The sequence below is a fragment of the Candidatus Eisenbacteria bacterium genome, assembly GCA_030017955.1.
Lineage (GTDB): Bacteria > Eisenbacteria > RBG-16-71-46 > JASEGR01 > JASEGR01 > JASEGR01.
On record JASEGR010000019.1, the window covers coordinates 29,077 to 41,230 of the forward strand.

General features: G+C 53.5%; 8 protein-coding genes. 6 read left to right on the forward strand and 2 right to left on the reverse strand.

Going from position 1 to position 12,154, the window contains the following annotated elements:
- Positions 1 to 101: 101 nt before the first annotated feature.
- Both QME66_04535 and QME66_04540 read right to left on the reverse strand, forming a co-directional pair.
- Positions 102 to 266, reverse strand: a complete 165-nt coding sequence (locus QME66_04535; GenBank protein ID MDI6808234.1) for a DNA alkylation repair protein — start codon at positions 264 to 266, stop codon at positions 102 to 104.
- 92 nt (positions 267 to 358) lie between these two features.
- Positions 359 to 1,363, reverse strand: coding sequence for a 4Fe-4S binding protein (locus QME66_04540; GenBank protein MDI6808235.1), 1,005 nt, complete (start codon positions 1,361 to 1,363; stop codon positions 359 to 361).
- Between the two features lie 344 nt (positions 1,364 to 1,707).
- Between QME66_04540 and QME66_04545 the strand changes: the two genes are divergently transcribed.
- The 6 genes from QME66_04545 to QME66_04570 form a co-directional block, all read left to right on the forward strand.
- A complete protein-coding gene (locus tag QME66_04545; protein ID MDI6808236.1) occupies positions 1,708 to 3,858 on the forward strand; it encodes a kelch repeat-containing protein in 2,151 nt (716 codons plus the stop codon).
- A 135-nt stretch (positions 3,859 to 3,993) separates the two neighbouring features.
- Entirely contained in the window at positions 3,994 to 7,245 is a 3,252-nt protein-coding gene (locus QME66_04550; GenBank protein ID MDI6808237.1) for a kelch repeat-containing protein, read from the forward strand.
- Positions 7,246 to 7,288: 43 nt separating this feature from the next.
- Positions 7,289 to 8,458, forward strand: coding sequence for a hypothetical protein (locus QME66_04555; protein MDI6808238.1), 1,170 nt, complete (start codon positions 7,289 to 7,291; stop codon positions 8,456 to 8,458).
- Between the two features lie 296 nt (positions 8,459 to 8,754).
- A complete protein-coding gene (locus QME66_04560; GenBank protein ID MDI6808239.1) occupies positions 8,755 to 8,901 on the forward strand; it encodes a hypothetical protein in 147 nt (48 codons plus the stop codon).
- Between the two features lie 28 nt (positions 8,902 to 8,929).
- The gene (locus QME66_04565; GenBank protein ID MDI6808240.1) at positions 8,930 to 11,305 is read left to right on the forward strand and encodes a glycosyltransferase family 39 protein; all 2,376 of its coding nucleotides are present in this window, start codon (positions 8,930 to 8,932) and stop codon (positions 11,303 to 11,305) included.
- Positions 11,306 to 11,739: 434 nt separating this feature from the next.
- The coding region (locus QME66_04570; GenBank protein ID MDI6808241.1) for a helix-turn-helix domain-containing protein at positions 11,740 to 12,154 on the forward strand (415 nt) is incomplete at its 3' end.

The window sequence follows — 12,154 nt, forward strand, 5'->3', positions numbered from 1 at the left end:
CGCCTCACTCGTCAACTCTCGAATTGCGTCTGAGGCAATCCATTTTGCGCTTCTTGAGTCGAGCTTCTGAATTTCTTTCGCAATCTTGATTGCAGCTTTGTTCAGCGCGCGATTCTCCTCAGGTCAGGGACTGATACGCCGTATGTCTTCTCTGAACTGATCCCGAACCTGGCCATCCCGGCAACCGCCTCTGGATCTGAAAGTGACTTCAGTCTTCTCATGACTTCGGCATATTCCACTCTGTGACCGCCGCTCCTCTTTTTCATTGATGGTCTCCTGTTTCTATTAGTTTGGTTGTTTCACGATTGGCACTTTGGTTGTGACACCGGACAGAGGTCTACTCGATGTCGTCTGACACTTAACGCGTGAAGCCGAACTTAATCGAGCCGTGGGTGCAGGCCTTAAGGCATTCACCGCAGGAAGTACAATCGGGGAGACGAAACGCACTTACACCATCGCGCAGCGGTTTGATAGTTGGGCAGGGGCTTTTCGAGATACAGTCGTCGCACTTCTCACATTTGGAACGGTTGACAGAAATTTTCCCGGGTGCAATCTTCTCCAGGAGCCAGCTCAGCGCCCCGACCGGGCAGATGGCATAGCAGAAGGGGCGGTACAGCATCAAGCTCAAAATCACCAGAGCCGCCATCATGATCCACCACAGCGTGTCGATGTTCCAGTGCAAGAGCTCAAAGAAGTTAACCGGCTCATAGACGCTGTACGCGGAATAAGCCCTCCAGATTCCCTGCGAGATGTCGCCTCCAACCTCATGACCGAGCCCCGCAATCTGACTCTTCACTCTGAAGAAAGTGAGCACAAACATGATCAAGAGTGCAAAACGGATTGCATTGAAAATGGCAAAATTGAACTGTTTCCAGCGCGGCTTGAAGGGAATCTTATTGACCAATTCCTGCAGCGCTCCAAGTGGACATACCCATCCGCAAAAGAGCTTCCGGCCCACAATGCTCGGGATGAAGATGGCAAGGAAAATCACAAGAAAACCTGCAAGAAACCTACCGGTAGTGAACTTGAACATGAAGAGTTTGGTGACCCCGCACACTGGGCTGGGATGGAGCGGGAAGACATAGTCGAGGCCGAACAAAACGAAGACCAGGGCGAGGACCCCGATGCGGATCCAGCGATTGATTGCTTTTAGGAAGAGAAGCACGATGCCCAGCGCTATGATGGCAAAGGATGTAAGATACTTGGGGATCAGCAGGGAATTGAGGAGGGTCGGCGGCTTCATCGGCTCTTCACCTTTCGCCTCGCCTTTTTCGCCGCCTGCAGCCGCGGCAGTTCCTGCTGACTTGAGGCTCTCCGCAGCCGCATCCCCGTGGAGGTGACGGCTGGAGTCGCCTTGAGCCATCCCCGTCCCAGCTCCTCGCGGCGATTCTGCACACGCAGGATTGTGGCCGACCCACGGCAGGAAAAGGAATGCGACAGCGCATGATACCGTTAGAGCAGTGAGAAAAGAGGCGTGTCTCGCAAGTGGTTGCACGATGGCAGTATGCACGTCTGTGGGCTCTCTGTCAATGTCTGCGAGGCTCGAACAGGTAGGCTTGGAGATGTCCCCTCACCTGAATCCTCTCCCCATGGGGGAGAGGTTGGTGAGGGGTCAGATTTCGCTTCTTGACTCAGACATAAAAGATTGGTAGAATCATGTCAGGATTATACAAAATAGGGAGCCATGGTAGCTCCCGGGAGAGACCAATGACAAAAGCCAACTTGCTTGACAACGGGAACTTACGAACTCTTCCGAGTTTCAGGCTCCCGCTTCTGGGCCTGATCGCAATTGCTGTTTCCCTGATTTTTCAGCTCACTCCAGCTGCACAGATTCCATGTCTTGCCGCGCAAGTGAACCCCTCTGCTCCAGTCGTTCAAGTCCAGACTGGAAATATTGGTCAGTCATTTGTCTGGTCAGCCCTTCCTTCCGTTTCACCAGACGCGAGAAATCTCCACACGCTCACTTTCGCAGACGGGATTTCAAAAGCGATAGTTTTTGGCGGCTGGGACGGGAACGCTCTTTTGGATGATGTCTGGAGCCTTGATCCTGTAACCGGCGCATGGAAAAGGTTGTATCCAGGAGGGGAAATAGTGCCCGGACGAAGAGGGCACGCAGCGGCATACGACCCTGACACCAACAGAGTCATTGTTTTTGGTGGATTCCGCGGGGCTTTCCTCAATGATGTGTGGGCGCTTAGTCTCAATCCCTTGTCGTGGCAGGAGCTTCGTCCCTCGGGAACCCCTCCTCCCGGACGGAACGGTCATGCTGTCGTCTATGATACGAAGAACAGAAGGCTCCTGGTATTGGGAGGAATTGGTGAAACTACTCTGGGAGATGTGTGGGCGCTTGACTTCGGTACACTTAAGTGGAGGGAGCTTAAGACCGCCGGGGATGTCCCTTTGCCGCTCATTGACTGCTCGGCAGTCTGGGATCCGCTCAAAGGGAGAGTCGTTGTCTTTGGCGGAAACGACGGAAGCTCGCCGAAAAATGATCTCTGGATCCTCGATGCAGGGACTCTCAGATGGCAGAAGGTTACCGCTCGCGGGGCTCTGCCTGAAGCAAGGTCTGCCCACTGTGCAATATTCGACGTACCTCACGGAAAGATGCTGGTGTTTGGCGGAATCGGAACCAAGTACTTGAATGATCTCTGGAGTTTCGATGTTGAGACGCTCACTTGGACCGAGATTTCCCTGTCCACTGTTCCTGCTTGTTCCAACGGAACACTGGTCTATGACTCCTTGCGGGAACAGGCGCTTCTTTTTGGCGGCTGGAATGGAGCGTTTCTGAATGATACCCGGAAGCTTGATCTCAATAGTTTCGCCTGGACTCAAGTCATTCCTTCTGCTTCGGCTCCGACGATGAGAAGAGGTGCGTCGTTTGTTCGCGATGAAAGGGGAAGCCAGATTTTCATGTTTGGCGGTTTCGATGGAGCAAAGTGCGTTGATGAAGTCTGGAGACTTGATCTGGCTAGCCTTTCCTGGGAACTACTCGCGACTTCCGGAACATCGCCCTCAGGAAGAGAGCGTCACGCTGCCCTACTGGATCCGAAGAGAAATCGCATGATCGTCTATGGAGGCACGAGCGGAGCAGCTTACTATGATGACATGTGGACACTCGACGTTTCAACCCTTGCATGGCAGAAACTCACGCAGACTGCCCGTCCCGCGGGGAGAGCGAGCCTTACTCTTGTATATGACAGCATGACGGGCAACCTTGTCCTATTTGGTGGAGAAGGCAGTTCGGGCGTCGTTGGAGACCTTTGGGTCGGTCGGCCTGTAGAAAACGCCATAACCTGGGAGAAGAAGCCCCAAACGCTTCCACGCCCGCAAGCGAGAACCGGGCAATGCGGGACCTATATCACTTCCGCAAATTCGCTCGTCGTCTTTGGCGGTTCGGATGGTGTCAACCTCCTCAATGACTTGTGGTCACTCAACATGACCAATTTCACCTGGCAGCGGATTGCGGCTTCAGGACCGGTGCCGCCAGAGAGGTCGGGGCACGTCGGAGCCCTTACAGAATCAGGGAGCGACTTTCTCGTCTTTGGGGGATGGACAGGCAGCTATGCAAATGACCTCTGGCTTTTCAATATGCGGAACAAGACATGGAAAAAACTCGAAGCCTCTGGAGATATCCCGGGCGGCGTCCAGTTCGCATCTTTTGCGTACGACACTTTGACAGAAAGAGGTTACCTTTTCGGCGGATTCAACGGCTCAGTTACTGGCAGCGTGTACACGATCTACTCATTCTCTCCTCCGCCAAAAGCTCTCCGTTCGACGAGCGGTTCGAGTGTTAAAGAACCCAGTCCCGCGAGCCGTCGCACCAGGGCAGTCGCAAGCTGGCCGGTTCCCCGTCGATAAGAGACGTGGGTGACGGTGGACCCGGAGCATCATAACGCCCGCTGGTTCTTGACCAGAACGTGAGGTATTGATAGAGTTAGAATGAAACTAGTGAATCCGAGGAGCTCACACCGGCTCTCAGAAGAGCCCCAAAGAATGTTTGGCAACTTGTCCATGCACGGGAAGCTGCAGGGTCTTCCGAGATTGAGACTCCCCTCCCTGAATCTCGTCGCAGTCTCCATTCTTCTTGCTTTCCAGCTCATCGCGCCTGGATTCGCCCTATCTTCCGAGAGTCAGGACGAACTTCCTGCCCTGACCCCTGAGGAGGTGAGCGGGAAGACTGTCGAATCTTTCGTCTGGTCGGCCCTTCCCTTCGCTTCGCCTGATGCCAGGAATCTCCACACTCTTACCTTCGCTCAAGGGATGTCGAAGGCAATACTTTTCGGCGGCTGGAATGGAAGCACTCTGCTGGACGATGTCTGGAGCCTCGATCCCGTCAGTGGAGCGTGGAAGAGGCTATTCTGCGGAGGAGCAATCCCCGGCAGGAGAAGCCATGGCACCATATACGACCCCGATAGTAATCGAGTGATTGTGTTCGGCGGGTTCCGGGGCACTTACCTGAACGATGTGTGGGCGCTCGATTTGAATTCACAATCGTGGCGCGAGCTCCTCCCTTCAGGCACCCTCCCTCCTGCCCGAAGTAATCATGCCGTTGTTTACGACACCGAAAGAAAGCGTCTCATAACGTTTGGAGGTTTCGGCGGGACGATTCTCGGGAATGTGTGGGCGCTCGATCTCGGCTCTCTCACGTGGAAAAAGCTTGTTGCGACCGGGGATGCTCCCCCGCCTCTCTTTGGCTGTTCGGCAGTCTGGGACCCATTGGAAGGAAGAGTCCTTGTCTTCGGCGGAGATGACGGAACTTCTCCCGGAAACGACATCTGGTCACTCGATACAGAGACACTGAGCTGGCACCGGATCATCGCTCGCGGGACTCTGCCCGAGGCCAGGTCCACCCACACTGCGATATTTGACCTGGTTCACGGTAAGATGCTGGTTGCCGGCGGATTCGGATCGTGGTACCTGAACGATGTCTGGAGCTTCGATGTAAAGAGACTTACCTGGCAAGAGATTTCTCCATCTCCTCTTCCCATGTGCGCAGATGCAGCGTTTGTCTATGATCCTCTGAGGGAACAGGCGCTTCTCTTCGGCGGCTGGAATGGAGCATTCCTGGACGATACGTGGAAGCTTGATCTCAACAATCTCACGTGGTCTCAGGTTTTTCCCTCTGCTTCGTTTCCGACAGCAAGGAGAGGTGCCTCATTTGTCCGCAATGAAGAAGGAAAAAGAATCTTCATGTTCGGTGGATTCGATGGAACGACCTATTTCGATGAACTCTGGAAGTTCAATCTCGAAGATCTCTCGTGGGAGCTTCTCATTCCGTCCGGGACACCGCCCTCCGGAAGGGAACGCCATGCTGTGCTCTTGGACCGGAACAGAAATCGCATGGTTGTTCAGGGTGGTTATGACGGCGCGACCTACCTTGACGATATTTGGATTCTGGATCTTTCGACTTATGCATGGAGGGAGCTTGCACAGACAGCCCGTCCATCGGGGAGAGCCGGTCATACCCTTGTGTATGACAATCTCACCGGAAGCTTTGTGCTCTTTGGAGGAGAAGACGGCGCGGGGTTCCTGGGAGACCTCTCGGTCGGGTGGCCTTCAGAATACGAGATAACGTGGGAATCCAAGACTCAGACGCTTCCCTATCCCGGTGCGAGAACCGGACAATTCGGAACTTATGTTCCGTCAACGAATTCTGTTCTTATCTTCGGCGGCAGGGACGGCATGCGGCTTTTCAATGATCTCTGGTCGCTCAATATGGCCAATTTCACCTGGCACCAAATCACGTCTTCAGGATCTGTGCCGCCGAAGAGGTCGGGGCATGCCGGCGCTCTCACCGAGTCGGAAAATGAGCTTCTTGTTTTTGGCGGATGGGCAGGCGCTCACGTGAATGACCTCTGGAGCTTCGACATCCAGAATGAGACATGGAGTGAAGTCGGGGCTTCAGGAGATATCCCGCCGGGTTCGGAGTTTGTGTCCTTCGTCTCCGACACCTCGGCAAGAAGATGCTACCTTTTTGGCGGATTCAACGGATGGTTTCTCGGAGACGGATACATGCTTTATCAGTTTTCTCCTTCTCCCACTCCGCTTTACCCTGCGGATGGCTCGAAGATAGGCAGCAGGGCTCCATCTCTCACGGTTCTCAACTCGCCTTCTGACGGAAAAACCCTGGCCTATTTCTTCGAACTGGATGCGGTTTCTGAGTTCGATTCGCCTCAGGTTCTCAAGTCACCCGGAATCTACCAGGGACTTTTCGGGAGAACCTCATGGACTGTTTCGTCGCCTCTGTCTTACAACGCCACGTACTACTTCAGAGTAAGAAGCTATGACGGTGCGAGTTTCTCGGGATGGACTGCGCCTATCCGGTTTTCTGTTGTTACATCCGATACCACTCTCTCCCCGACCACGCCCAGGCCGGCAGGTCCGACCGAGCTTTCAATCGTGTATCAGACTTTTCCTGATTTGAGGGTCCTTAACTCAAGAGACTCGGAAGACAGTATCATTTCCTACTTCTTTGAGCTGGATGCAACCGATGAGTTCTCGACTCCGCTTCTGCAGGTGTCGCCCGGCATGGCCCAGGGACTGCTGCAGACTTCCTGGAAAGTGGAAAAGAGACTCACAAGGAATGGCTGGTACTACTGGCGCGCGCGCGCATTCGACGGTGAGTACTTCAGCGATTGGATGGACCCAACGAGATTTCTCGTCTTCTGGGGAGCTACTCCCGCTCCCGACGTTTCCTTCTTCAGCAACAGAAATAGGAATGGCATCGAGCTTTCCTGGGATCCAAAATCATTCCCGCAAGGAACAAGCTTTGACGTTTACAGATCTGAGTCTGAAGCAGGAGAATTCACTAAGCTGAGCTCAGTTTCTGTGCGCGGGAGCTCAACCGGCGAACGCTTGAGTTTCCTTGACGGCGCCCCGCTGTCATCACAGAGCTTCTATCTTCTTCTCGTGAAGAATCCATCCGGCGAATTGTCGCTCTACGGCCCTGTCGCAGAGTCACCTGTCCGGTATGTTGACTCTCTTGAGCTTTCACCGAGCCCGTTCAGCGAGACTGTGACGATTACGTTTGCAGTTTCGAAGGAGACCCGCGCCTCGGTCCGTATCTACGACGTTCGGGGAAGGCTGGTAAAAACAGTTCTTGACGAGAAACTCTCTCCTTCGTCAAAGTCTGTCACCTGGGACGGAAGAGATGCTTCGGGAGTGAGAGTTGGTTCCGGCATCTACATTTGTTCTCTCAAGACGGACAACGTTTCGCTATCCCGCAAGCTCGTCTTCGTCAGATAGCAGGTTCCTGACAGACACTTTCCACCGGTAACACACTGGACCATTGGCGTCTGGACAAATCTATCCGAGTCTGCGAGTAAGAAGAAAAGAAGGAAGATGGTTCAGGCTCTTCCCGCTTTTTTTTGCAGCGTTTCTTCTTCTTTCCACCCTTGTCTTCTACCATGTTTTATGGGTCAAGCTGCCCTGGCTTCCCATGAACATTCTCATAGTCGATAAGACCGTCCCGCTGAAAAACTTCAACGAGCACAACGCCATCGTCTGGATTCTCAAGCACTACAAGGCAGGGCCAAGGGAAGGGAAATTTCTCTCGAACAATGACTTCCTTGGGTACCACCCAAATGAAAGAAGGTGTGAGACTCTGCTTTCCACTGATATCTCCCGCTATGATCTCATCTACCTTGCCGACACGTACGGAACATACGACTACAAAATGGGCTTCAAGGAATACGAAGCGAATCTCCCGCGAAAGAATCTGGACGTTTCTCTGGTCTGCGGCGGATTGGACAGAAAAGAAGCGCAGATGCTTCTCACAAGCACCAAGCAGGCCGCGACAATAATTGGCGAGTTCAACATCCTTGGCTTTCCCACATCTCTAGACCCCGAAGCTCTTCAGACTCTGGAGAAAGTCTTCAAGATCAAATGGACCGGATGGTACGGAAAGCACTACGACAATCTTTCCTCGACTCCCAAATGGGTCAAGGACCTGTATGAAGCCGTCTATGGCGAAGATTGGGGCTTCGCCGGGCCCGGGACTGTCATGGTCAAGAAAAGCGAGATGGTTGGAATTGAACCCGACGTGATGATTTTCAAAGATCCTCGCGGGTACATTCGCCCCTTCGCCATTTTTGTCAAAAAGACTCCGCTGACCGAGGGCATTGACTCACCGCTGACCTACGACGGATGGTTTGAGGTTGTGAAACCGGAGAAGGGAACTGAAACGATTGCCTATTATCACATGGCGGAAACTCCCGCTCATCTTGCAGAGCTCCGCGAGCGCGGCCTCAAGCCCATCTTCCCTGCAATCGTCGTCAACAGGACGAGAGCGAAAGCAATCTACTTTGCCGGAGATTTCGCCGATAACAAATTTCTCGCTTTGTCCCCCACCTTCTTCGGGACAGAGTATGCGATGAAGGCGCTTTCGCGCGCGAACCGGACGGACAATTTCTTCTGGAGGTTCTACGTCCCGCTCATGAGAAATGTGCTATATTGGTAGCGGCCTTGAGCGCGGCTCGGGTGCAGATTTGTGATGCCGACTGAGCCGCGAGCTGGCTTTCGCGGGAGGGATGGGAACCCATCTTGGCGAGCAAGGTGGGGATACCCAGCCCTTTAGAGGCTGGGAGGGGCAGGGATTCCCCGCCTAGCGAGCCGGTAGATGGGTCATCCCGAAGCGGAGCCACCAACGGCTCAGTCGCCATCACGCATCATCGGCGCACGAGTAGGGTCCGGCCCGGTTCGACTCCGAGAAGGCCGCGTCATCGTTCCTGGCCAGAAGCAGGCGAAGGACAAGTCGTGACCAACCAAGAGTACAGACTCCCATCGGGTGTGTCGGCAGTCGTCGTGCTCTTACTTCTCGCGGGCTTTGTCGCCTACCTGGCCTATCACTTTGAGCTTTTCGGTCTGATGCGGGATTTCGTAGGAGCGCTGAGAGGGCAATAGAAAACTCGCGGACTTTCTGGAGAGCAACGTGCATCTGATTTCTCTCCTGGTAACCTCAGCCGTAATCTTCCTGTCGTTCCTTCCTTATTGTGCCAGAATCTTTCCACTGTGGTCAGAGCGAATCATGTCCAGTGCAGCTCTTGCCACCATCGATGTCATCGTCGTCGAAACCATTCTCGGCATCTCTGGCAATCTGACGAGACCTCTCACAGTCGGCGGTTCGGTCCTTCTTTCTCTTGTTTTCCTTTCCTTTTCACTTCTCAGGATAAGAAAGCAGCCTCCGCCTCCCCCAAGAAGCGCAAAGAAGAATGGGGGCTTCGCCCCCGGGCTTGTCCTTTGCTTCGTGTCGCTTGGATTTGCGTACCTCCTCATTCTGCTGCTCGCTGCTATCACGCCGCCATACTCCTGGGATTCTCTCACCTATCACCTCACGGCAGTCTTTGCCTGGATTTCTGAAAGAAGGCTCATGGTTCCTCATTTTCCGGGCGCACCGATGTGGTATCCGATGAACGGTGAGCTCCTCACGCTCTGGACGTTTGTCGCAGGCGGTGCAAAGGCAGTAAACTTTTCTCAGCTTCCCTTCTCTTTCCTTGGCGGGCTTGCATGCTACAGTATCTCGAGGAAATTCAGCGCCGGCAGCTACTCCTTCTACTCATTCATTCTTTTCTCTGCAACGCCGGTCATCATGATTCAGTCACTCACCCAATACAACGATGTGGTCTATGCCTGCTTCTTTCTCCTTTCACTCGCCTTCCTTGTCGGATTTCTCAAGGCCGGTGCCAGGCAGTACTTGTTCTTCTCTGCGATCTCATTCGGGCTCTTCCTCGGAACGAAGGCAACGGCGCTTTACTCATGGATTCCACTTGCCCTGATTCTCATTGCCGGTGTTGCAGGAAGAAAGGAACTTGCGCGCGTCTTCATAAGAACACTGCCATTCCTTCTAATCATTGTGATCATATGCGGAGGGTTTTTCTATCTGAGGAACCTGGTCCTCACCGGGAATATTGTTTTTCCGGTAACGGTGAAGTTTCTGGGAAAGACTGTCATGCCGGGGCTCGTCGAGAACATATCAGGCGAGCTCCAGGAATCGTGGTTCGTCAAGAGGTCATTCGACTGGATTCTCTATCCGCTTTTTGAGACTTTTCACGGGAAGCGCGTTTACGGCGTAGAGAATGGATTCGGCATCCAGTTCCTGCTTGGTCTTATCTCTCTTCCGTTCGCTCTCTTTGTATCGCTCAAGAAAAAAGACATCGTTCTCTCCACACTCTTTGTCACCGCAATTCCAGTAGCAGTACTGGTGTGGCTTACCATCCATCCATACAGAGAGCCAAGATATTTAATCAGCCTTTGCGGGATTTCCGCAATCTCTATTGTCTATCTCGCTTCGGCAATGACCGGCTGGGCAGGAAAAGTTGTCACGGTGCTCATGGTGTTTGCCACTCTTGCCTCGACTCTTCTTACTCTTCCGCAGCTTGTCCCGCGGCAAACCGAAGTTCTTTCACAATTGACAAGGTCGGGGGTCCTTGCGGTCTATGACTACTATAAAGCCGAATATGGAGACCTTGGCGAAGGATGGAAGTGGATCGATGAGCACACAAAAGATGGAGACCTTATTGCCGTGACCTATAGCGAGCTGACGTCGCCGCTCTTCGGCGAATCCGGGATGAGGCGGGTGAAGTATTTCCCGACTGAAAGAACTGCTTTTCCGAACCTCGAGTCCAGTACTTCGCCTGACAGATGGCCGGCACTCCTGTTCGAAAAAGGAGTGAAGTATCTCTTTTTGTGGGAGCCATCCTTCTCTGGCGGTTCGCGAATGGAGAGAACGATTGCCGATAAGAATCCCAGCGTTCTCAGAAAAGAAATCTCGTGGGAGAAGACTGCCTTCGGCGATCTGACGATTTTCTCGGTCGGAAAGCCCGAACCTCCCGAATCAAGGACAGAGGAAATCCACACGGTGGGAACGGAGGGCATCTGGTATCCGGTTCCAACTGAGCATGGGACAATCTCAATAAATCGTGAGCCGCTCCCGGAGACCTGCGAAGTGCGCTACAGGTTCGCAAGACAGACTCCGGGAGACTATGTCGAGATGGAGAGAATGCTCACAGAGACCGATATGTCTCCATTCAAGACGCTCTCCTTCGAGATTGACAGAGGCGATTCGCGGGATCTCCTCCAGGTCTATCTGAAGGGCAGCGATCCAAGACAGCAACAGCGGCACAACATAAATCTTTTTCAACTCGGACCGGCATGGAACGAAGTGAGTCTGGATCTGAGGCAGCCGAGCTTCGAGACAAAGAAGTTTGCGCTTGAGAACGTAAGGTCGCTGAGCTTTGTCTTCGTCCAGTCCACAGTCACCGGGCCCCAGGAAAGGCGGATCCGCATCAAAAACCTGCACTTCAGGTGATAATTGGGACACCCATAACCATGGGTGTCAAGGGTCCTTGCAGCATGACGTCACATCACTTAACTATGTGAGCAGGCTGGGATAGGATCTCTGCCATTCACAAGGTGTTCTCGCACGGAATCCTGCACTTCAAAAACCAGGTGACGTGTTGGAGAATTCTGAACGGCGGAATTCGTTGACGGACGAGCCCTATTTCAGTATGTTTCGTGAGAACCACATCTATGACCAGGTTGGGTTTTATCTTTCACCATCAACTCCTAGCCAAGGAGGTCAGGCACATGAGATCGTCACGGTCCTTAAGTCTGAGAGCGATATCCGGCTTCGCGCTTCTCCTTTTCTTCGTCATTGTTGCAGCCTCAGCGTACTCCCAGGAGAAAAGCCTAGTGTAGTGCGTCATTAATATCTTGACATATAGACGTGCCTGCTGTATGCTGATGATCGTGAGCAGAACAGCAGCACCTATACTGTTGTCTCCTGAAGAGCGTGCCACCTTGGATGGTTGGGCACGTGGAAGAAGCCTTCCTCTGCGACTGGTTGAGCGGGCGAAGATTATAGGGATGGCGGCAGAGGGCATGCAGAGTCAGGACATTGCGCACGAGCTGGGGGTTTCCCGGCCTACGGTACAGCTGTGGCGGCAGCGCTTTCTTGCTCTTCGGCTGGAGGGTCTTAGGAAAGATGCACCGCGTCCCGGACGAATACCCCGGATTTCTCGAAAGAAAGTTCAGGCAGTTATTGAGGCCACACTGCACACGAAACCATCCAATGCCACGCACTGGAGTACGCGCACGATGGCGAGAGCCCAGGGGCTCAGCGAGGCCACCATACGGCGCATATGGAGGAGCCATAACC

Coding starts and splice junctions, on each gene's coding strand:
- QME66_04535 (MDI6808234.1), bottom strand. CDS start 266: ATGAAAAAGAGGAGCGGCGGTCACAGAGTGGAATATGCCGAAGTCATG.
- QME66_04540 (MDI6808235.1), bottom strand. CDS start 1,363: ATGGCTCAAGGCGACTCCAGCCGTCACCTCCACGGGGATGCGGCTGCG.
- QME66_04550 (MDI6808237.1), top strand. CDS start 3,994: ATGTTTGGCAACTTGTCCATGCACGGGAAGCTGCAGGGTCTTCCGAGA.
- QME66_04545 (MDI6808236.1), top strand. CDS start 1,708: ATGACAAAAGCCAACTTGCTTGACAACGGGAACTTACGAACTCTTCCG.